The 21477-nt window shown below is 48.8% G+C and carries 28 protein-coding genes and 1 pseudogene; 23 read left to right on the forward strand and 6 right to left on the reverse strand.

Going from position 1 to position 21477, the window contains the following annotated elements; all coding sequences use genetic code 11:
• Positions 1 to 14: 14 nt before the first annotated feature.
• The 15 genes from Q5911_RS08895 to Q5911_RS08960 all read left to right on the forward strand — a co-directional run bounded on the left by Q5911_RS08895 (position 15) and on the right by Q5911_RS08960 (position 9390).
• On the forward strand, positions 15 to 494 hold the full coding sequence (locus tag Q5911_RS08895; RefSeq protein WP_303182422.1) for an MGMT family protein: 480 nt from the start codon (positions 15 to 17) through the stop codon (positions 492 to 494).
• Between the two features lie 17 nt (positions 495 to 511).
• Positions 512 to 889 carry a DUF3592 domain-containing protein gene (locus Q5911_RS08900; RefSeq protein ID WP_076780700.1) on the forward strand — a complete coding sequence of 126 codons (378 nt, stop codon included), beginning with the start codon at positions 512 to 514 and terminating at the stop codon, positions 887 to 889.
• A gap of 27 nt (positions 890 to 916) precedes the next feature.
• Positions 917 to 1453, forward strand: coding sequence for a CD3072 family TudS-related putative desulfidase (locus tag Q5911_RS08905; RefSeq protein WP_303182423.1), 537 nt, complete (start codon positions 917 to 919; stop codon positions 1451 to 1453).
• A gap of 102 nt (positions 1454 to 1555) precedes the next feature.
• Entirely contained in the window at positions 1556 to 2095 is a 540-nt protein-coding gene (locus tag Q5911_RS08910; protein ID WP_303182424.1) for a DUF1697 domain-containing protein, read from the forward strand.
• A 58-nt stretch (positions 2096 to 2153) separates the two neighbouring features.
• Complete coding sequence (locus tag Q5911_RS08915) at positions 2154 to 2591, forward strand: DUF3788 domain-containing protein (RefSeq protein WP_303182425.1); 438 nt, start codon at positions 2154 to 2156, stop codon at positions 2589 to 2591.
• A gap of 70 nt (positions 2592 to 2661) precedes the next feature.
• Complete coding sequence (locus tag Q5911_RS08920; protein ID WP_076776300.1) at positions 2662 to 3045, forward strand: GNAT family N-acetyltransferase; 384 nt, start codon at positions 2662 to 2664, stop codon at positions 3043 to 3045.
• A 79-nt stretch (positions 3046 to 3124) separates the two neighbouring features.
• Positions 3125 to 3412 (forward strand): hypothetical protein, encoded by a 288-nt coding sequence (locus Q5911_RS08925; protein ID WP_303182426.1) that lies wholly within the window; start codon positions 3125 to 3127, stop codon positions 3410 to 3412.
• A gap of 69 nt (positions 3413 to 3481) precedes the next feature.
• The gene (locus tag Q5911_RS08930; protein ID WP_303182427.1) at positions 3482 to 3916 is read left to right on the forward strand and encodes an RNA polymerase sigma factor; all 435 of its coding nucleotides are present in this window, start codon (positions 3482 to 3484) and stop codon (positions 3914 to 3916) included.
• The gene (locus tag Q5911_RS08935; RefSeq protein WP_303182428.1) at positions 3909 to 4664 is read left to right on the forward strand and encodes an anti-sigma-I factor RsgI family protein; all 756 of its coding nucleotides are present in this window, start codon (positions 3909 to 3911) and stop codon (positions 4662 to 4664) included. The genes Q5911_RS08930 and Q5911_RS08935 overlap by 8 nt, the downstream gene beginning before the upstream one ends.
• A gap of 224 nt (positions 4665 to 4888) precedes the next feature.
• Positions 4889 to 6202 (forward strand): DUF2812 domain-containing protein, encoded by a 1314-nt coding sequence (locus Q5911_RS08940; protein ID WP_083582457.1) that lies wholly within the window; start codon positions 4889 to 4891, stop codon positions 6200 to 6202.
• A gap of 15 nt (positions 6203 to 6217) precedes the next feature.
• On the forward strand, positions 6218 to 6568 hold the full coding sequence (locus tag Q5911_RS08945) for a PadR family transcriptional regulator (protein WP_076776307.1): 351 nt from the start codon (positions 6218 to 6220) through the stop codon (positions 6566 to 6568).
• Entirely contained in the window at positions 6565 to 6765 is a 201-nt protein-coding gene (locus Q5911_RS15025) for a PF20097 family protein (protein WP_442913337.1), read from the forward strand. Before Q5911_RS08945 ends, Q5911_RS15025 begins: the two co-directional genes overlap by 4 nt.
• 299 nt (positions 6766 to 7064) lie before the next feature.
• Entirely contained in the window at positions 7065 to 7865 is an 801-nt protein-coding gene (locus tag Q5911_RS08950; RefSeq protein WP_083582458.1) for a MerR family transcriptional regulator, read from the forward strand.
• Positions 7862 to 8677, forward strand: a complete 816-nt coding sequence (locus Q5911_RS08955; protein WP_076776314.1) for an ABC transporter ATP-binding protein — start codon at positions 7862 to 7864, stop codon at positions 8675 to 8677. The genes Q5911_RS08950 and Q5911_RS08955 overlap by 4 nt, the downstream gene beginning before the upstream one ends.
• Entirely contained in the window at positions 8674 to 9390 is a 717-nt protein-coding gene (locus Q5911_RS08960) for an ABC transporter permease (RefSeq protein ID WP_303182429.1), read from the forward strand. Before Q5911_RS08955 ends, Q5911_RS08960 begins: the two co-directional genes overlap by 4 nt.
• A 148-nt stretch (positions 9391 to 9538) precedes the next feature.
• On the opposite strand, the gene Q5911_RS08965 is transcribed toward Q5911_RS08960, so the two are convergent.
• From Q5911_RS08965 to Q5911_RS15030, 6 genes are all read right to left on the reverse strand, one after another.
• Positions 9539 to 9859: a hypothetical protein gene (locus tag Q5911_RS08965; RefSeq protein ID WP_303182430.1), complete on the reverse strand. Its 321-nt coding sequence runs from the start codon at positions 9857 to 9859 to the stop codon at positions 9539 to 9541.
• Positions 9829 to 10404, reverse strand: coding sequence for a hypothetical protein (locus tag Q5911_RS08970; protein ID WP_303182431.1), 576 nt, complete (start codon positions 10402 to 10404; stop codon positions 9829 to 9831). Before Q5911_RS08970 ends, Q5911_RS08965 begins: the two co-directional genes overlap by 31 nt.
• A 257-nt stretch (positions 10405 to 10661) precedes the next feature.
• Entirely contained in the window at positions 10662 to 10967 is a 306-nt protein-coding gene (locus Q5911_RS08975; protein ID WP_303182432.1) for a hypothetical protein, read from the reverse strand.
• A gap of 36 nt (positions 10968 to 11003) precedes the next feature.
• The gene (locus Q5911_RS08980; RefSeq protein ID WP_303182433.1) at positions 11004 to 11771 is read right to left on the reverse strand and encodes an ABC transporter permease; all 768 of its coding nucleotides are present in this window, start codon (positions 11769 to 11771) and stop codon (positions 11004 to 11006) included.
• Positions 11768 to 12487 (reverse strand): ABC transporter permease, encoded by a 720-nt coding sequence (locus Q5911_RS08985; protein WP_303182434.1) that lies wholly within the window; start codon positions 12485 to 12487, stop codon positions 11768 to 11770. The genes Q5911_RS08980 and Q5911_RS08985 overlap by 4 nt, the downstream gene beginning before the upstream one ends.
• On the reverse strand, positions 12487 to 12651 hold the full coding sequence (locus tag Q5911_RS15030) for a hypothetical protein (RefSeq protein ID WP_331592247.1): 165 nt from the start codon (positions 12649 to 12651) through the stop codon (positions 12487 to 12489). Before Q5911_RS15030 ends, Q5911_RS08985 begins: the two co-directional genes overlap by 1 nt.
• A 70-nt stretch (positions 12652 to 12721) precedes the next feature.
• On the opposite strand from Q5911_RS15030, the gene Q5911_RS08995 reads away from it, so the two are divergent.
• From Q5911_RS08995 to Q5911_RS09030, 8 genes and pseudogenes are all read left to right on the forward strand, one after another.
• Positions 12722 to 13378, forward strand: a complete 657-nt coding sequence (locus Q5911_RS08995; RefSeq protein WP_303182435.1) for a response regulator transcription factor — start codon at positions 12722 to 12724, stop codon at positions 13376 to 13378.
• Positions 13379 to 14770: a sensor histidine kinase gene (locus tag Q5911_RS09000; RefSeq protein ID WP_303182436.1), complete on the forward strand. Its 1392-nt coding sequence runs from the start codon at positions 13379 to 13381 to the stop codon at positions 14768 to 14770. It begins immediately after the preceding gene.
• A gap of 69 nt (positions 14771 to 14839) precedes the next feature.
• Positions 14840 to 16114, forward strand: a pseudogene (gene leuC / locus Q5911_RS09005) (3-isopropylmalate dehydratase large subunit).
• Positions 16114 to 16602 carry a 3-isopropylmalate dehydratase small subunit gene (leuD, locus tag Q5911_RS09010; RefSeq protein WP_076776330.1) on the forward strand — a complete coding sequence of 163 codons (489 nt, stop codon included), beginning with the start codon at positions 16114 to 16116 and terminating at the stop codon, positions 16600 to 16602. The pseudogene leuC and the gene leuD overlap by 1 nt, the downstream one beginning before the upstream one ends.
• Positions 16603 to 16625: 23 nt before the next feature.
• A complete protein-coding gene (locus Q5911_RS09015) occupies positions 16626 to 17936 on the forward strand; it encodes a Na+/H+ antiporter NhaC family protein (protein ID WP_303182437.1) in 1311 nt (436 codons plus the stop codon).
• Positions 17937 to 17981: 45 nt separating this feature from the next.
• Complete coding sequence (gene thrC, locus Q5911_RS09020; protein WP_076780702.1) at positions 17982 to 19472, forward strand: threonine synthase; 1491 nt, start codon at positions 17982 to 17984, stop codon at positions 19470 to 19472.
• 69 nt (positions 19473 to 19541) lie between these two features.
• Entirely contained in the window at positions 19542 to 19886 is a 345-nt protein-coding gene (locus tag Q5911_RS09025) for a hypothetical protein (RefSeq protein ID WP_076776332.1), read from the forward strand.
• Between the two features lie 501 nt (positions 19887 to 20387).
• A partial coding sequence (locus tag Q5911_RS09030) for a phosphoenolpyruvate carboxykinase (ATP) (protein ID WP_303182438.1) occupies positions 20388 to 21477 on the forward strand: 1090 nt, incomplete at its 3' end.

Genomic DNA, 21477 nt, shown 5'->3' on the forward strand with positions numbered 1-21477 from the left:
AAGAGGTGAGAGACATGGCAAATGAAGAGAAGAAAGATTTTAACGCAATGCTCCACAAAGACACGGATATGCCCAGAATACAGATCGTCACAGACCAGGCTACGATCAAAAAGTACGGCGGGGAAAAGATGTTTTTTGCCCCTCCGGTCACCTACGATGAGATTATGAAAAAGGTTCCCCGGGGAAAAGTCATTACTGTCGGCGCCATCAGAGAATATCTGGCAGAAGAGAATGGCGCTGATTTTACAGACCCGATCACGGCAGGCATTTTTGTATCTATTGCAGCCTGGGCAAGTCATCAGCGGACGGAGGATAAGACGCCCTACTGGAGAACATTGAAGGCAAACGGGGAGCTGAACGCAAAATACCCGGGTGGTATCGCTGCTCAGAAAGAAAAGCTGGAGGCAGAGGGGCATACGGTTGTTGAGAGAGGAAGAAAAAATATCAGATACTACGTGAAGGATTATGAGAAGGTTCTTTTTGAACTTAAGTAGAAATGCGGGAGACAGCTATGATAGCATTCTGGATCATGGGAGCTTTATTTCTAGTGGTGGGACTTATTGTTTCTGTTCCCAGATATATCAAATTTATAAAATACAAAGGCCGGACAACAGGCAGGATCACCAGGATTGAAACAGACGGACGAAGTACAAGGGCTGTATTTGAGTACGATGTATGCGGAATAAGATATATGCAAAACACAGGGTGGACCTCAAATGGCATTTTCGTTGAGGGAAATGAATGCAGTGTCATTTACAACTTGAAAAATCCGAAGTCCTCTTACATCAAAAAGAGCGGCCAGCTTATCCAGTGTGTGGTGGGAACGATGTTCGTGATCGTGGGAGCAGGTTCAATTTTTGTTGGGATACTGCTGAACAGTATTTTGTAGATTGCAGAAGATCTGCGGAGGTGGGATATGTTTGAAGATGGAAGAAGCAAGAGAGTTGTATTTATTGCACATTGTTTTTTAAACCAGAATGCCATTTCGGATGGCACGGCAGTTTATCCGGCTGCGTTCAAGGAAGTTGTCGATTTTTTTCTTGAGGCTGATATTGGTATTGTTCAGATGCCTTGTCCGGAGCTGACCTGCCTGGGCCTTGACAGGGGAAATATTTATGGCGCGGACAGCCCGGTGGTCGTAGAGAACACCCGGATACGTGCAGAAATGAAAAAAGGAGATCCGTGCAGGAAACTGACAAAATTAGCAGAGTATGTAGTGGATCAGATCCTGGAATACAGGAAACATGGATTTGATATTGTGGGAATTATCGGAGCAGATCGCTCTCCTAATTGCGGTGTCAGTACAACGTCGGATCATAATGCTGAAATCCCGGGGATGGGACTGTTTATGGAGGAGATTTCCCATCGGCTTTCCGAGGGAAACATCAAAGTTCCCATGACTGGGTTAAAAGGAACTGACAATATAACAGAAAAGCTGAAAAACCTATTGTGAGGGCTGCAATGATTGTAAGATATCTGCTTTGAAACTTCCGCTGCCTGTATGTGAAAATAATGAGGTGCATAATGAACAATAAGGAGAGTGTAAAATATTTCTATGAAAAGATTTATTGCATTTTTACGGGGGATCAATGTAAGCGGCAAAAATAAGATCCCGATGGCGGAACTAAAGAAGAGTTTTGAAAATCATGGGTTTACGGAAGTCAAGACATATCTGAACAGTGGAAATGTGATTTTTTCAAGCGGGGAGGACAATACAGACGAGCTTGCAGAGCAGATTGAAACAATGGTAGAGGAGCAGTTTGGGTTTGCCGTCCCTGTTTTCGTTATCTTAAAGGAGAGACTGGAAGATATTTTGCAGAATGCACCGGACTGGTGGGGCGGAGAAGATAAGGAAATATACGATAATCTGATATTCATCATATCACCCGCCACATTTTCTGATGTGTATGCCGAAATCGGAGAACCTAAGAAAGAACTGGAGCAGATCCTGGAATATGGTGGTGCGATCTTCTGGTCGTTTGTCCGGAAGGATTATCAGAAGACAAACTGGTGGTCAAAAACAGCCAGTGCTGGCATCGCCGGCAAACTGACAATCAGGACGGCCAATACTGTCAGGAAGATTGTTGGAATGTAGCTGTCTGGAAATGAAAGACTAAGAGAGACTGCAACACTGAATTTAGGGAGGGGTGACCATGCTTGAGAATATACCATCCAAATCAACAATGACAGAATTGCTCGGGCAATCGCTGGCTGATGTCTGGCTGGAGCTGTGTGCGGCTATTGATGAGAAGTATGAAATGGAACAGTTGTGGAACACTGGCGGCAAAGATTGGACTTACGAGTATAAATACCGCAGAGGTGGCAAAACACTTTGCTGCCTGTATGCGAAAAGGAATTGTATTGGATTTATGATCATCTTTGGAAAAGATGAAAGAACAAAATTTGAAGAGATACGGCATACTCTTTCTGATTCTGTATGCAGGCAGTATGATGAGGCAAAAACCTATCGCGATGGGAAGTGGGTCATGTTTGAACCGGTCAATGCGGATGAGTTTGAGGATTATATGAAATTGCTGGCTGTTAAAAGAAAACCAAACAGAAAAGAACGATCTGGATCTGACCGTAAATAGAATTTTGTGAAGTGTTCGGACTTTTGAAATTTGCACATGCCTGTCAGAGATAAGATCACGGAGGTGGGATATGGAATACAAAATCAATGACAGAGAGCTTACCGCTTCGGTTTTCCTTCCCTTTGTCAATCGGATATGGAAGGGCGATTATGATATGGAGCGTACCCAGGAAGCGCTGACAAAGACTCTGAATATTACAGCCTATGATCAGAATGAACTTGTGGGTTGCCTGCGCATTCTTACAGACGGGTATTTTTTTGGAACTATTACAGAGCTGCTGGTTCTGCCGGAATACCAGAAACAGGGCATAGGCAGCAGACTTCTTGCGCTTGCCAGAGAACATACGCCAAGTATGTTATTCTTTGGCGCACAGCCGGGAGTGGAAGCATTTTATGAGAAAAATGGCTGCCAGAAAAGCTTACAGTCCTACATTATAGAAAAAAGATCAGAATAAAATGAATGGATTCCTCCTGTTTGGTCGTGTTATAGATGAAACCGGATATGGTTATTCAAAATGACAGGAGGTATGATGTATGAGTAAACGGTTGAAAAGGACATGGGCTGGCGTTTTGTTGGCTGCTGTGGTACTGGCTGCTGGCACAACCAGTGTTTTTGCGGCTGGCCAGGGAGGCGGGAAAAATTATACGGATGCTAACCAGGATGGCATCTGTGACAACTATGCCAGTGATCAAAAAGAAGGCCTCTCGCAAAATAACTGCAGGGGAAATTATGTAGATGCGGATCACGATGGAGTCTGCGACCATGACGCCAGACAGAGAGCGGGACAGGGCAAAGGATTTCGCGGCGGACGTGGAAGATAGGAAATAGCAGGTGGGGATACGATGCGGAGTGAACAGGAGGTCAACCGGGCAGTTTAACAGTATGCGGATATGGTCCGGCGGCTTTGTATGATCCATTTAAAAAATCATGCGGATACTGAGGACATATTTCAGACAGTCTTTTTGAAATATGCCCTTAGTTCCGTATTGTTTGAAAGTGCGGAACATGAAAAGGCGTGGATCCTCCGTGTCACCGTAAACGCCTGCAAGGATTTGCTGAAAAATTTTTTTCGCAGCCGCACGATTTCGCTGGATGATATCATGGAACAGCCGGCTGTAATGCCGCCGAATCACCGGGAAGTTCTGGAGGCGGTCCTGTCGCTTCCCGTCAAATATAAGGATGCCGTGTATCTGCATTACTATGAAGGGTACACGGCCCCGGAGATCAGCCGGATCCTGGGAAAAAATGTGAATACGGTTTATACGATTTTGAACCGTTCCAAGCAACTGCTCCGGGAGAAGCTGGGAGGTGAGGAAGATGAATGACAGGCTGAAAAGTGCGCTGGATCAGGTGCAGGCCGAAGAAGAATTAAAGCAAAAGACGAAGGAGTATGTTTTTCGGAAAACAAACGGCTATAAACGGGCAAAAAAAGCAGGTTTCAGAGCTTTCCTCCCGGCCGCAGCCTGTATGCTTCTCCTTTTTCTGGGAGGATATTGGCTGTACTTCACCCCGACTGCAGAGATCAGCATGGATATTAATCCCTCCATTGAACTGGCTGTCAATCGATTTGACCGGGTGGTTTCCGTTGAGGGATGGAATGATGACGGTAATGAACTGGCGAGCTCCCTTAATGTACGGAATCTGGGATATTCCGAGGCAGTGAACCAGGTTTTGGAGAATGAAAAAGTGGCGACGCTGCTGTCAAATGACGGTGTTCTGACGGTTACCGTTGTCGGGGACGATAAAGACCAGACTGAGAAGATCCTTTCTGATGTCCGGGCCTGTACTGCCGGAGAAAGAAACGCCTACTGTTATTTGGCAAAACCGGAGGAAGTGGAGGAGGCCCACGAGCTGGGGCTTTCCTACGGAAAATACCGGGCATTTTTAGAATTGCAGGAGCTTGATCCATCCGTTACCGCAGAAGAAATCCGGGATATGTCCATGCGGGAGATCCTGGATCTGATTCAGAGTTTAACGGGCGGTGAAAGCAGTGTTTCTGATGGTACAGAAATCGGCAGCGGACAGGACGGAAATGGTGGAAATGGAAAAGGCCGGGGATGGAAGAACAGGTGAAAGTGAAACTGTGGATCCCCTTTTCTTTGTCGAGACGGAAACTTAACCGGGGAAACTATCGGACGAGTAGAGTAAACTGGAAGTATGATAGCAAAACTTCGTAGGGAAAAGGGGATGACGCAGGTTGAACTTGCCAATATCGAGTGTCGATATTATTATAAAAGTAGAAATATCGATACTCGATAATTACTGTGTTCAATGCAGATAGTCAGGAGGTGACTGAGATGGGAAGAAAGAAAAAACAGGTACAGGCTGGTAAGATACGCCGGGTGTTCCACAGTTTTCGCTATACAGAGTGCGATGCATTTGCTGAATATCTGCACGAGATGTCGCTTGATGGATGGCATTTTAAAAAATGGCAGATGGGACTGCTGTTTGAAAAAGGTGAGCCGGTTGATATTACGTATTGCGTGGAAGTGTTTCCCAAAGGCAGTGAGATGGACCTGAAGCCCGAGAGACAGGCGGTGGAATACGCAGATTACTGTGGAGTCGCTGGATGGGAACTGATCGATGGACAGCGCAAGTTCTGTATCTTCCGCCGCATGGATTCGGATGCGCCGCCAATCGTCACAGAAGAAGAACGATTTGCCAATGTACGGAAAGCTGAGTGGCGTCAGTTGGCTTTTGACCTGTTCGTGCCGCTGCTCTTAACAGCGGAATTCTGGATCCGTGCACTGGGCAGTGAATTTTCAGACTGGATCTTCTTCCCTCCCTATCTGTGGATACTTCTGGTTGTGACTCTGATGGCTGCAGGGTGGCTTTTGCAGTTTGGACGGACCATCCTCTGGTCGGTTAGAGGGAAACGCGCGCTTCGAGAGGGGAGGCCGGTTGCATATGAGAGGCAGCCATTTCGTCGTGTTATGGAATGGATCCTTGTGATTTTGTTGGAAGTTGGAGTCATAGCCCTGTTTGCATGTGTCGGTATGCCGAAGGCTGGTCTGGTGCTGGCCGGTTCACTATTAGTTTTACTGGCTTTTGCCGCGGTAGTCCTCTGGTTCCGGCCATCCAGAGAAACAAACTGGTGGGTACAGGTCGGAGGCGGAGCTATACTTGTGTTCTTGATGATTATGGTAGTCACTGCGGTAGCCTTTACAGAAAACGGGCCTGCTGAAAACCGCAAAGCACTGGCACGGTTGCCACTCACCCAGGCGGATTATTGTGAGATGAAAGGAGAGCCCGATCATGCGGAATACTCCTATCAGAAATCATTCTTCGGAAGCCGGCTGCAGGGAACCGTGATCTGGCCGAATGAAGAGTTGGAAGAAAATGAACTTTCCTATAATGTCTATCGCTCTGAATATGCATGGGTTCTGCATAAAATCTGGGAAACAGAGACAGATACTATGTATTATAAGGGGACAAAGGAGACAGATCCTCGCCCGTGGAAAGCGTTGGAGGTGCGCAGAAATAAGAATGGTATTGCTACCTGTGCACGTTATGAAGATGCATTGCTGTTTCTTTATGCGGATACGCCTCCGGCTGCTGATCAGATAGAACTGACTCTGGAAACGCTTAATCTTCTGAAAGATACGAACTGAAAGAGAGGGGATCAGATGGCCAGGGAACAATTTCAGACATTGACGGAACCTATGTATTATATCCTTCTTGCGCTGACCCAGGAATGCTGTGGTGTTGATATCATGGACCGCGTCCGGCAGATATCAAATGGCAGGATCAAGGTCGGCCCGGGGACATTATACGCCATGCTGTCAAAGTTTGAGGAAAATAACATTATTAAAAAAACAACGGAAGCAGGAAGGAGAAAATCCTATCTTATCACTGAAACCGGGATGCAGATGCTGAAAGACGAGCAGGAACGTCTGATGACCATGATTCGGGACGGTGAGAACTATCTGGGAACCGTCAGAAATAATATCCAGGGAAAAGGAGAGCGTGATAAATGAAGTGTCCATATTGTGAGAGAAAAATGCGTGAAGGCCAGCTACATGCTGTGGGTAGTGGACCAGCATTGGTCTGGAAAGATGGTGAGGAAACTTTACGTCTCAATACGGATCCAGATATGGTTGCAAGAACGCTCGGAGACCGAATAGCAGCATATCGTTGTGATCATTGCAAAAAGATTATAGTAAATTATGAATAATATCTTTACTTATGAAGCTGAAAAGATATGTAGAGTATGAGCAGATGAGACTGTTTTAATGAGAGTGTCGTGTCGCTAATAGAAAACATTGGCATTATCAAGAAAAACGAAAAACTGGAAGTTGTTGAGATAAATGGCTTATAGTTTGTAATCCAAATTGCTATAAAACTTGAGTATTATCTTCGCATAATTACAGAAAGGCGGCAGAGAAAAATCTTTGCCGCCTCAAATTTTTTCAAAAAGGTCTTGTTTGTGACGCTGCGTAATGATTTATAATAGGTGCCAGGAGGTAAATAATTATGGCAAAATACAGAGCAATTCCGCAAGGGTTTATGACAGTTGGAGAAGTGGCAAAGAAAATGGGAGTCACCGTCCGTACTCTGCAATACTACGATAAAGAAGGACTTCTTTCCCCATCGGCAGAAAGCAAAGGCGGACGCAGACTTTATACCGATAAAGATTTGATTACACTTCATCAGATTATATCTTTGAAATCACTGGGCTTTTCTTTGGACGATATAAAAGAGCGGTTGATTTCTTTGGAAACACCGGCTGATGTTGCAAATGCTCTTACAGAGCAGGCAGATGATATACGCCAAAAAATAGAACAGCTTCAGGCTTCATTGTCAGCAATAGAACAGCTAAAAGCAGAAGTTTTACAAATGCAGACGGTCAACTTTAAGAAGTATGCAGATATTATTGTCAATCTACAAATGAAGAATGACTCTTATTATCTTATTAAGCGTTTTGATGATGATACGCTCGATCATATACGCAGTCAATTTGATAAGGAAAGCGGCTTAGACTTTATGGACAGATTTAACCGCCTAAGTGATGAAATTGTACAGCTTCAAAAAGAAAATGTACCGCCTGAAAGCGAAAAATGCCAACAGGTTGTAAAAGAATATTGGGGCTTGATTATGGAGTTTACAAATGGCGATATGAGTATGCTTCCGAAATTGGTGGAAGTCGGTAACATTGATACTGCCACAAACGCCTGGGAAGAAAGGCAGAAAATCGTTAACGATTATTTAGAGCCAGCTTTGCAAGTCTATTTCTCAAGACTTGGAACAAATCCTTTTGGGGAGGTGAAACCGTGAAAGACGCAATACAAGTTCGTAAATTAAAGAAAAGTTATGGAAGTCATATGGTTCTTAAAGGACTTGATTTTCAGATTGAAAAAGGAGAAATTTTCGCTCTGCTCGGCGTAAACGGAGCTGGAAAAACGACAACGCTTGAATGTATCGAGGGTCTAAGAAAATATGACAGTGGTGCGATTACTGTAAAGGGGAAAATGGGTATTCAGCTGCAATCATCATCTTTGCCCGCCCATATCAAGCCAATGGAGGCTGTAAAGCTGTTTGCAAAATGGAATAAAACAAAAATTGATGATGTCATGCTTAACGGTCTTGGTATCAAAGAAATGGAAAAGAAGCAGTATATACAATTATCCACAGGGCAGAAAAGACGGTTACATCTTGCCCTTGCGCTTATAGGCAATCCCGATGTTATTTTTCTTGATGAGCCGACTGCGGGACTTGATGTCGAGGGGAGACTATCGCTCCACGAACAAATCCGAAAGCTCAAATCACACGGAAAAACAATCGTCCTGGCAAGTCACGATATGGCGGAAGTGGAAACCTTATGTGACCGCATTGCTATTTTGAATAACGGAAATATTGTCTTTTGCGGTACAGCTTCGGAACTGACCGATAAGGTTGCGAGAAAATATTTTATCCATATCAAGACGCAGCAGGGAGATAACACTTTTGAAACGGACAATATTGAAGACACTTTGATTTCCTTACTGGGCGAATTAAAACAGAAAAAAATCCATGTATTAGATATTAAAGTTGATCGTGGCACGCTGGAACAGCATTTTATTGAAATGGCAAGGAGGGAAGCAGGATGAACAGCTTTTTATATGGCGTAACATTACAGTGGAAATTGGATATACGCAGTAAATCTTTGTTGGTAACCTGCTATATCGTTCCTCTTATTTTCTTTCTGCTTATGGGTGGTATTTTTACTTCTGTTATGCCTGAAATGAGAAGCACACTGATACAATCTATGATTGTGATGAGCGTTTCAATGGGAGCGTTTATTGGGTTGCCGCCATCATTGATTGAAACATATGGAAGTGATGTAAAAAAGGTTTATAAAGCAAATGGAGTCCCTTTATATTTAGGTCTTGTTACGATGTTCCTTTCTGCATTTGTGCATTTGATGATTAGCTGTGCCATTATATTACTGCTTGCTCCGATACTGTTTGAGGCGGCCTTGCCAGTACAGCTTCCATTTTTCTTTCTTGCGCTTGCCATATACATCGTAGTGTCACTGAGTATTGGAAGTATATTAGGATTGGCTGTAAAAAATCAGGCAAAGCTGACAATGATAGCGCAGCTTGTGTTTTTACCCTCGATTATGCTTTCGGGGATTATGTTCCCTGTTACTTTGCTGCCCGATTTTCTTGAAGCTATAGGGCGTTTTTTCCCCGCTTCCTGGGGATACCGCTTGATGTCAGATAATGGGTTTTGCCTTGAAAATCTATGGTACTTAATTCTTGTATTCTGTGCGACAGTAATTATATGTGAAATACTTTTGAACAAGCACAAAACTAAATAGGGCGGAGGACAACGGTTTTGAATAGATAAATTCTAAGTTGTAGAGCAGAAAAGTGGAAGTTGTGGAGGGTGGCCAGAAAGAGACAGGGATAAAAACTGCCGTTGTGAGGACGCCCCCCCACAATGGCAGTTTTGGCCTGCCTTTGTACTTATATCTGACCTGTCAGTTTCTGTATTGTTTCCAGGTCTGTCTCCAGTTCCCGGGCGATCTCTTCCAGGGACCTTCCTTTTGCCAGTTTCTTGCGGACCAGCTCCAGAAACAAGTCTGCTTTGCCGTCAGAATACCCGTCTTTTTTACCATCGGAATATCCATCTTTTCTGCCGTCAGAATACCCGTCGTCATAGCCCTCCTGGTGCATGGCCTTTTCATATTTCTCCTGGTCAAACGTCTCCAGAACCATCTGGATCACCTCCGATTTCTGCTCTGTCAGAATATCCTTCAGAATCCCGTCCCGGATGCAGGTGTCCACAGCCTCCTGCATTTTTCCATGAGAGACCTGTTGTGTCCGTAATTGATGTTCAGCATCAGCGTCTCGCACTCCAGGGAGGGATGGCTGTCCCCTGGGACTGTCTCGTATAGATCGCTGAGCCGCAGGACTTTCCTGTCCGGTTCTTCCGCTGTCCCGTTGTAGAAGACCACATGTCTGGGGAAAGGGAAGGTCTTGGCGGCGCTGCTGTAGATGTTGATGTCCTGGACGGCAATGTACTTCTCATACAGTTTGGAAAAGTAGAAGAGTCCCCGCATGGGCATGTTGGGATTACAGGTACTCTGGTGCTCGTACAGATTGAGGGTGCCGCTGACGAGGAAGGAAATGTCATTTTTCATGGACAGGTACAGGACGTTACCCAGGGTATTGATCTCCAGAGCGTCTGGATCTTTGTAGTCGGTGCCGTTGACGGCATTGTAGAGGGAGAGAAGGTCTTCCGGTTTCTGAAAGACAAAACGGAAGAGCCGGTCCTTGTACTGCCTGTCTGCCTCGGGATATTCATCAGTATTTATGAAGTTTGATTTCAAATGTTACACCTCCATTATAGACATAAAAACAGAAAGCTGCAACCTTTTAAGAGCTCATATAAAAGGGAACAAAAGGCGGAAACCGCCGATTGAATAAAAGAATGTCATTTGAAAATGACATGAGGGAAAAAGATATTCCCGTTGAGTGGCTTTTATTATAACTGACATAAAGCAATCTGGCAATAGAAAAATGGAGGAAATTAAAAAAGATGCCCCCTGCGGACACAGAAGACCGCAGGGGGGTATCTTTATATGTGTCACGCCGCTGTCGCCGCCATCATCCCCAGAACTGCCACGCCGAAAATGGCGTAGAGAAGGTTGATGACCACGCAGATTTTCATCAGCACATTCTGCACATGGAATTTTGAGTAACATATGATGGTAAATATTCCGGAGAATATCATAAAAACTGCATAGCATGCTATGATTATGCCGGCCGCCGGGATCTCCAGCGCCCAGGGCTGGGTGCGCAGAGGGAAGATGGTCCAGGGGAGAAAGACCATGACTGTGCAGACGGCGGTCAGGAGAGCCGTCTTTGTGGGATTGGTTTCTGGTGTATACATATCAATCACTCCTTTTGTCATTTTTGGTCTTGGTTTTTATTTTCTTTCTGCGTGGCCGAATGCCAGGCAGGCGATGAGAAGGCACAGGATGGACAGGGCGGCTGCTGCAGGGATCCAGGGGATGAGGTCTAACTTGCGGCCCGGATCTGTGGACAGTTTTAAATAGTTTGTCATGACTACGTAGAAGGGATAGCAGGGCGGGTACAGAAACCAGATTTTTGCGTTGATCATAAGCACTGAAGGCACCATGGTGCCAAGTCCCAGGCCGATGGAAAAGACTGGTGTGGTGAGACATACAGCCATCATCCAGTACAGTGCCATCATGGGCAGGGAGGACAGGAAAAGGGTTCCGGACAGCTTAAGAACCTGCTCTGCCTGCACCATCAGATCATAGTCCACGTAGGCGGAGGCGATCCGGGCGCAGAGAAAGTAGAGCCCGGTCATGGCTGCTATCTGGACGAAAGAAAGGAGAACAAGCACCAGGAACTTGGCCATGCAAAGAAGACTGGGGCGCACCGGCAGGGCCAGCATCTTTAAGATCCCTTTATTGGTCCGCTCCGACTGCTGGAGAAGGACAGTACACACAATGATGCTGGCCGGAAAGATGAACCAGGCAAAGCCCATGAAGCTCTGGATAAAAAAGTTGTTTTCCGGTGTGATGCCCTCCATAACAGGGGAAAGGCTCATGTCTGCGTTGACGATGTTGGGGATCCACAGGATCACAAGAGGGATGAAAAGAAGGACCAGGATCTTTGAGTGCCGGGTCTTCTTTATTTCTGTCAGTGTCAGTGAAAACAGGTTCATAGTGTATACCTCCTTGTGCGAATGAACAGGCAGGCGGCCAGCGAAAGAAGCAGAAGTTCTACGCAGGATGAGACCGCGTAGAGCCCTGCGTCGCCTCCGGCCGCATAAAATGTCTTAAAAGGTGTGATAAAGGGAACCAGTGTAAGAAGGAAAGGCCCCTTCGGCAGGACAGTCCCCATGGACATGAAGATGACGCCGATGCCAAGGCTCACCCACATATTCTGGCAGGCCGAGGCTGCCAGAAGCATAAACAGCAGGGTGGGCAGTGTAAGGAGCAGAAGGAACCCCATGTTTCTTGCAAGCTCCGGGAAAAAGTCTTCCGGCATCTCAAACCAGTGCAGGGTGCAGAAAGTAAGAGAGAGGCTGGAGAGAACCAGAAGAAAGAGAAGCCCCGCGGCCAGGATCAGCGCCTTGCCAAAGAAAAGGGACTCCGGGTGCAGGGGCAGGGCCAGCATCCGGCGCATGGCGTGATCCGCGTACTCGCTGTGGTACATGAGACAGGCGCCGCAGATGATAAGGATCAGAAACAGCATGGTCATCATCTGCAGATTGGCATCCAGGAGAATGGAAAGGGGAGACCCTTCCATGGAAGTAAAAAGCTCTGTCCGGAAAGCGGTGTTTGCCACAGGGACCAGGGCGGCCAGTATGCCGCCGGCGAAAAAGGATGTAAAAAATCCTGTGGATTTCAGTTTTTTCAGTTCGATACCGATCATCATCACATAGGCCTCCGTTTCCTGTTGTCCTCGTCCACCAGCGCCAGGAAGGTCTCCTCCAGGTTGTCGGAGGGCAGACCCTTCATGGCTGCCGTCTCCCGCAGGTTCTCCATGCTGCCCTCAAAGAGGAGCCGCCCCCGGTTTAAGATCCCCACGTCGTCTGCCATCAGTTCGATCTCCGGCAGCAGGTGGGAGGATACAAGGACGGTGCAGCCCAGCTTCTCTGGCAGGGAACGGATGAGAGAGCGGATCTCGTGGATGCCAACCGGATTAAAAGAGGAAGGCTACCGGCAGATCCGGACAGCCGGGACTGTAAAAGAAGCTCTGGAGGAGGCGGCCGCCTTCCGGCCGGAGCTGGCTATCCTGGATGTGATGCTGCCCGACGGGGACGGCTTTGTCCTGTTTGAGAAGCTGAAGAAAATGGGAGACTACCCGGTGCTCTTTCTCACGGCCCGGGGTGAGGATGAAGATAAATTTAAAGGACTGGGCCTTGGAGCCGACGACTACATGGTAAAACCCTTCCTGCCAAAGGAGCTGATCCTGCGGGTGGGCGTGATCTTAAAGAGAAGCTACAAAAATGAAGATCCCCTTGTCCGTCTTGCCGGTAGCCAGATCGACTTTGGACGGGCCGAGGTAGTGAAGGAGGGGGAACACATCTCCCTTACAGCCAAGGAGTTTGAGCTTTTGTCAGCCCTCTACAGAAATGCCGGGCGGATCGTCACCATCGACGCCCTCTGCGAGGCGGCCTGGGGAGATAACCCCTACGGCTATGAGAATTCGCTGATGGCCCACATCCGAAGGATCCGGGAAAAGATTGAAAAAGACCCCTCCCACCCGGCTTCCCTCGTCACGGTGAAGGGCCTGGGATACAAACTGATGGTGGAGGGGAAATAGATGAAAAACGCACTGAAGCTCCTGCGCCGGCTGGTGGTGGGCATGTTCCTCGTTTGTCTGCTCCTGCCGGTGCTGGATTTGATTATCCTTTTTTCTTTTACCGTGAAATATGCCGGTAACGGTTCTCCCTATACCATGGCGGAGGAGGTGGCTGCAGGGCTCTCCGAGACGGAGGGAGGCTATGCCCTCGCGCCTCAGGTGCAGGAGAGCCTTAAAAAGGCCGGGGCATGGGCCATGCTCATTCAGAGCGGTACTGGACAGGTGGTCTGGCACACGGAAGATCTGCCGGCTGAGATCCCCCTCTCCTACAGTGCCTCGGACATTGCCTCCCTCACAAGGGGATATGTGCAGGACTATCCCACCTTCCCGGCCAGCCGGGGCGGGGATGTGGTGGTGGCGGGCTATCCGAAGGAATCCTTCTGGAAACACATGTATCCGTCCTGGGACAGAGGGCTTATCGAGATCCTCCCTCCTCTTGCAGCGGCCATTATCCTGGCAGATATCGGGGTGGTCATTCTTATTTATCTGGTGACGGACATGAAACTTCTGAAATCCGTGGGACCCATTGTGGACGGCATTGAAAAGCTTTCAAAGGGGCGGACGGCCTACATCAGAAAAAAGGGCCTTCTCTCCGAGATCGCCCAGAGCGTGAACAAAACCTCCGAGATCCTGCAGGCAAAGAACCGGGATCTGCGGAAAAAAGAGACGGCCCGGGCCAACTGGATCGCCGGGGTGTCCCACGATATCCGCACCCCCCTTTCCATGGTTATGGGCTACGCAGCCCAGCTTGCGGACAGCCCTCATCTGTCCGGGGAAGAGAGGAAGAAAGCGCAGGTGATCTGCAGCCAGAGCCAGCGGATGAAAAATCTCATCAACGATCTGAACCTGGCCTCCAAGCTGGAGTACAACATGCAGCCTGTGGACAGGGAGAGCGTCAGCCTGGTATCTCTCATGCGAAAGACAGTGGTGGATTTCCTCAACATGGACGCGGAGGGGAAATATCCTATGGAATGGCTGACCAGGGAGGATGTGCCGGCCTGCTTTGTGTACGCCGATGCTGCCCTTCTTTCCCGGGCGGCAGGCAATCTGATCCAGAACAGCATGAATCACAATCCGGAAGGATGCACCATTTACGTGACCGTGGAGCAGCAGGAGAAGACCTGCTCGGTTACCATAGAGGACGACGGGGCAGGCGTCACGGAGGAGAAGCTGGAAGAGCTGAACAACGCGCCCCACTATATGATGTGCGATGAAAATGTCATCGGCCAGCGCCACGGCCTGGGGCTTCTCATTGTCCGGCAGATCGCCCAGGTCCACGGCGGCAGGATGGACATCGGGCACAGCGCAAAGGGAGGATTTGCCGCCCGGGTGGAGCTGCCCTTGAAGGATTGATTATTGCGCTTGGCACTTTATCATGATAAAATGGACTTTAATACGAAGAAGAGAAGGAGGCATACGATCATGGGTATGACAATGACACAGAAAATACTTGCCGCCCATGCCGGGCTGGATCATGTGGAAGCAGGCCAGCTCATTATGGCAGACCTGGACGTAGTCATGGCAAATGATATCACAGGGCCAATGGCGATCCCGGTGTTCCGGCAGATGGCGGATAAGGTATATGACAAGGAGAAAGTGGTTCTCGTTCCGGACCATTTCACACCCAATAAAGATATCAAATCCGCAGAGAATGCAAAGTCCCTGCGGGAGTTTGCAAAGGAGCAGGAGCTGACACATTATTATGAAGTGGGCCAGATGGGCATTGAGCATGCCATCCTGCCGGAGAAAGGCATCGTGGTAGCAGGCGAGTGTATCATCGGCGCGGACTCCCACACTTGCACATACGGAGCTCTGGGCGCATTTTCCACTGGAATGGGTACAACAGATATTGCGACAGGCATGGCCACAGGGCAGATCTGGTTCAAGGTGCCCGGCGCCATCAAATTCGTGCTGACAGGAAAACCGTCCAGGTACGTCAGCGGAAAATAAATCATCATCCACATCATCGGAAAGATCGGCGTGGACGGAGCCCTCTACAACTCCATGGAATTTACAGGGGACGGCATTGCAAACCTCTCCATGGATGACCGTTTCACCATGGCCAACATGGCCATCGAGGCAGGTGCCAAGAACGGTATTTTCCCGGTGGATGCCCTGGCGGAAGCGTACATAAAAGAACATTCTGATAAAGAGTACAAAATCTACACAGCGGACGAGGATGCCGTCTATGATGAAGTGGTGGAGATCGACCTGTCCAGCGTCCGTCCTACAGTGGCATTCCCGCATCTTCCGGGCAATGCAAAGACCATCGATGAGATCGAGGCCATGGAGCCCATCAAGATCGACCAGGTGGTCATCGGTTCCTGTACAAACGGACGGATGGAGGATATGCGAAGGGCAGCCGCCATCTTGAAAGGACACAAGGTTCACCCGGACGTGCGCGTCATGGTAATCCCGGGTACACAGAAGATCTATAAAGAGTGTATCAAAGAAGGACTGGTGGACATTTTCATCGACGCAGGCTGCTCCTTCAACACACCGAGCTGCGGCCCCTGCATGGGCGGCCACATGGGTGTCCTGGCAGCAGGAGAGAAATGCGTCTCCACAACGAACCGCAACTTTGTGGGAAGGATGGGACATGTGGACTCCCTCATCTATCTGGCATCCCCGGAGACTGCGGCGGCCAGCGCTATCGCGGGCTACATTGCCAATCCAGAGAAAGCAGGTGAAATGTAATGCAGGCAAAAGGAAGAGTTTTTAAATACGGAGACAACGTGGACACGGATGTGATCATCCCGGCAAGATATCTGAATTCCTTTGATCCCCAGGAGTTGGCAAGCCACGCCATGGCGGACATTGACCCGGATTTCGTGAAGAAGGTGCAGCCCGGCGATCTGATCGTGGCAAACAAGAACTTCGGATGCGGATCCTCCAGGGAGCATGCGCCCCTGTGCCTTAAGACGGCGGGCGTAAGCTGTGTCATCGCAGAGACATTTGCCCGGATCTTCTACCGCAACGCCATCAACATCGGCCTTCCCATCATCGAATGCCCCGAGGCTGCGAAAAACATCGAGGCAGGGGATGAGGTGGAAGTGGATTTTGACAGCGGTACCATTTACAACCGGACAAAAGGGACCCAGTTCCAGGGACAGGCTTTCCCGGAATTCATGCAGAAGCTCATCGCGGCAGGAGGCCTTGTGAACTATACAAATAATAATAACTAATTTACAGAAGGATCATTATTGTTATGGAAAAGAAAGGAAGAGCGTCAGCCCTTTTGCCAATCGTAGTATTCCTTGTAATCTTTCTTGGCTCGGGCATTGTGACGGGGGATTTTTATTCCATGCCTACCATCGTGGCATTTCTTATTGCCCTGTGTGTGGCTTTTCTGCAGAACCGGTCAGTCAGCTTTGATGAGAAGATCCACATTATTGCGAAAGGCGTGGGAGACGACAACATTATTACCATGAGTCTGATCTTCCTGTGTGCAGGAGGATTTTCCGGTGCCGTAACGGCGGCGGGGGGCGTGGAGAGCACGGTTAACCTGGGACTCTCCATACTGCCTCCCAGTGTGGCAGTGGCAGGACTTTTTGTCATCGGCTGTTTTATCTCCGTGTCCATGGGTACATCCATGGGGACCATCGCGGCCCTGGCGCCTATCGCCGTGGGAATCAGTGAGAAGACGGGATTTGCCATGGCTGTCTGCATTGGCGCGGTAGTCTGCGGCGCCATGTTCGGAGATAACCTGTCCATGATCTCAGACACCACCATCGCGGCAGTGAAGACCCAGGGGTGTGAGATGAAGGACAAGTTCCGGGAGAATTTTCTCATTGTGCTCCCGGCGGCCATCCTTACGATCATTGTTTTCCTGTTTATCACAAGAGACGGCGGCACAGCAGAGATGGGGGACCTTACCTTCAACATCTGGAGAGTGGTTCCCTACGTACTGGTTCTGGTGGGGGCACTCATAGGCATTAATGTTTTCGTGGTGCTGATCGGTGGCACGATCCTGTCACTGATCGTAGGTATCGCCACAGGAAGCCTTGCCTGGAATCAGATTTTCCTGGCCATTGGCGGCAATACCACCATCAATGGGCAGGAGATCAGCGGTGTCATGGGCATGTATGACATCACGGTCATCTCCATCATCGTGGCCTGCATTGTCTCTCTTGTAAAAGAGTACGGCGGTATTCAGTTTATCCTTCAGTGGATTCACAAGAGGATAAAGGGGGAGAAGGGGGCAGAGCTTGGCATTGCCGGGCTGGCCCTTCTGGTGGATGCCTGCACGGCCAACAACACGGTGGCCATTGTTATGGCAGGTCCCATTGCCAAAGAAATCAGTGAGGAGTACGGCGTCTCTCCCAGAAGGTCTGCTTCCCTGCTGGATATATTTACCTCCGTCGGACAGGGACTGATCCCCTACGGAGCGCAGCTTCTCTCGGCGGCCTCTCTGACGGCGCTGACGCCTTACGATATCGTCCCGTATCTCTACTATCCTATACTGATGGCAGTGAGCGCGGTTCTGTTTATCCTGCTCCGAAGCAGGAAAGAAGCATAAAGCAATCCTTTTCTTTAGAGTGGAAGAGGTAGAAAGGTGAAGAACATGAATTTACAGTACATGAGCACGAGAAACCCGAAGATCAGGGCAACAGCCTCCCAGGCGGTTCTGCAGGGACTGGCCGGGGACGGAGGCCTTTTTGTCCCGGAAAAGATCCCGGCGCTGCCGGTGTCTCTGGGGGAACTGAAAGGCATGACCTATCAGGAGACGGCCTATGTGGTGATGAAGGAATTCCTTACGGATTACACGGAGGAAGAGCTTAGGAGCTGTATCGCCAGGGCCTATGACAGCAAGTTTGACACAGAGGACATCGCCCCTATCTCCAGGGTGGACGACACCTACTACCTGGAGCTGTTCCACGGCGCGACTATCGCTTTCAAGGATATGGCTCTGTCCATTCTGCCCCACCTCATGACAACGGCGGCAAAGAAAAACGGTGTGGATAAGGAGATCGTCATCCTTACAGCCACTTCCGGGGATACAGGAAAGGCGGCCATGGCCGGATTTGCGGATGTGGAGGGCACACGGATCATCGTCTTCTATCCCAAGGGAGGCGTAAGCCGGGTGCAGGAGCTGCAGATGGTGACCCAGAAGGGAAATAATGTGGACGTGGTGGCTATTCACGGCAACTTTGACAACGCCCAGAGCGGGGTGAAGGAGCTTTTTGGAAACAGGGAGCTGGCAGAGAAGCTGGCGGCAGAGGGCTATCAGTTCTCCTCCGCAAATTCCATCAATATCGGACGCCTGGTACCCCAGATCGTGTACTATGTGTATGCCTACGGCAAACTTCTCGAGAACGGGGAGATCCAGGAGGGAGAGAAGATCAATATCACGGTTCCCACCGGCAATTTCGGCAACATACTGGCGGCCTGCTACGCAAAGCACATGGGGCTGCCTGTAGGGAAACTGATCTGTGCCTCCAATGAGAACAAGGTGCTCTTTGACTTCTTCCAGACTGGAACCTACGATAAGAACCGGGAGTTCATGCTGACCACATCTCCCTCCATGGATATTCTTGTCTCCAGTAATCTGGAGCGTCTGATCTACCAGATCTGCGGCCGGGACGGCGAAGTGGATGCGGATCTCATGGGGCAGCTTCAGACGGAAGGAAAATACACCATCACCGATGCCATGAGGGAGCAGCTTTCTGATTTCGCGGCAGGATACGCTACAGAAGCGGAGACGGCTGATATGATCAGAAAGACTTACGAAAAAGCAGGGTATGTCATGGACACCCATACAGCAGTGGCGGCCCACGTGTGCGAGCAGTACAAGAAAGACACCGGCGACACCACAAAATGCCTGGTGGCTTCCACGGCAAGCCCCTACAAATTTGTGAAGAGTGTTCTCACAGCAATCGATGAAAAGAAATACGGCCAGAAAGAGGAGCTGGAACTGCTTCCCGATCTGGAGCAGATCTCCGGTGTGGAGATGCCCGGGGCCATCCGGGAGATCCTGGACGCCCAGGTGCGTCACAGCCGCGAGTGCGATGCAGACAGGATGCAGGAGACTGTAGAGGAAATCCTTGGCCTGTGATAAGGCGGGATCCTGGGGCGTCCTGCAGCGGCCAGGACGGACAGAAATAGAAGGGAAAGGCGGACAGATATGAACGGTATGGGAAGTTTTTTCGGTATTGTGGGGGTAGGCGCAGGCATCTACTGTATTTACGGGTACATGCTGATGATCAGAAAACGTCAGATCCCCAAGGGGATCATGCTCCCCAAAGATGAAGATCCAAAGAAGTGCAAAGACGTGGAGGCCTACATTAAGATGACTTCCACCCAGCTTCTTCTGGTGGGCGTTCTCCTTGTTGCCTACGGCGTGATGGAGTTTATCAACACCTATGCGGTCGCTATACCAATACCGATTTTTGCAGTGATCGTGCTTGCCATGGTGGCTCTTGTGTGGTTTGCAGTCCGGACAAAGAAAGCCAACAATACATACTTCTGAAAAGTCTGACATTTGGCAGGTTCTGATGTTATAAAAAAGAGAGCACGGATGCCAAAAAAGTCCTCCCGGGAGACGGCTGCCATTATTCTGGCGGGCGGAGAATTTCTTTTATCCTGCTGAAAATGCGCAAAAATGTGCAGCAGTTTTTTGCCAGGCGGCCGGGTGAATATCCGACGGGAGCGGCACAGGACGGACAGAGATGGTGGATTTGTGGAAAAAATGAAGAATACAAGACGCGGATAAAGGAGGAGAAACTTCTTTTGAAGGGCGTAAAAATGCAGGATTAAAACAAAAATCCTGCATTTTTTATTGGAACTGGGCATTGTTTTTCGAAAAAAAACGAAAAAATAAAAGATTTGGAATAAAAAAATTCATGTCTTTGTTACTCTCTTAACATTTAGTGGTTGATTTTTTATACCGTTTCCTGTATAATGTTGGCATATCGGGGCTGCCGGATCACAGGCAGCTATATACTATAGAAAGAAAGAGGTTGAGCGTAACATGGCAAATATCGATTTAACTAAGTACGGTATCACCGGAACAACAGAAATTGTTCACAATCCTTCCTTTGAAATGCTGTTTGAAGAGGAGACAAACCCGAACCTGGAAGGTTTCGACAAAGGCCAGGTCAGCGAGCTGGGTGCAGTCAACGTTATGACTGGTATCTACACAGGCCGTTCTCCTAAAGACAAATACATTGTTATGGACGAGAACTCCAAGGACACTGTATGGTGGACTTCAGACGAGTACAAGAATGACAACCATCCTGCTACACAGGAAGCATGGGATGCAGTGAAAGAGATTGCAAAGAACGAGCTCTCAGGAAAGAGACTTTTCGTTGTAGACGCGTTCTGCGGTGCCAATAAAGACACACGTATGGCAATCCGTTTCATCATGGAAGTGGCATGGCAGGCTCACTTCGTTACAAATATGTTCATCCGCCCCACAGCAGAGGAGCTGGAGAACTTTGAGCCGGATTTCGTAGTTTACAATGCTTCCAAGGCAAAAGTTGAGAACTACAAAGAGCTGGGACTGGGATCAGAGACAGCTGTTATGTTCAATATCACAAGCCGCGAGCAGGTAATTGTAAATACATGGTACGGCGGAGAGATGAAGAAAGGTATGTTCTCCATGATGAACTACTATCTGCCGCTGAAGGGCATCGCTTCCATGCACTGCTCTGCAAACACAGATATGAACGGCGAGAACACAGCTATCTTCTTCGGACTTTCCGGAACAGGTAAGACAACACTGTCCACAGATCCCAAGAGACTTCTCATCGGTGACGACGAGCACGGCTGGGATGACAACGGCGTGTTCAACTTCGAGGGCGGATGCTACGCAAAAGTTATAGACCTGGACAAAGACTCCGAGCCGGATATCTACAATGCTATCAAGAGAAACGCTCTTCTTGAGAACGTGACACTGGATGCAGACGGAAAGATCGACTTTACAGACAAGAGCGTGACAGAGAATACACGTGTGTCCTACCCAATCGATCACATTGAGAAGATCGTTCGTCCGGTTTCCGCAGCTCCGGCAGCTAAGAACGTAATCTTCCTGTCCGCAGACGCTTTCGGAGTACTTCCTC

The sequence above is a fragment of the Lachnoclostridium phocaeense genome, assembly GCF_959599685.1.
GTDB classification, from domain to species: Bacteria; Bacillota; Clostridia; order Lachnospirales; family Lachnospiraceae; genus Claveliimonas; species Claveliimonas monacensis.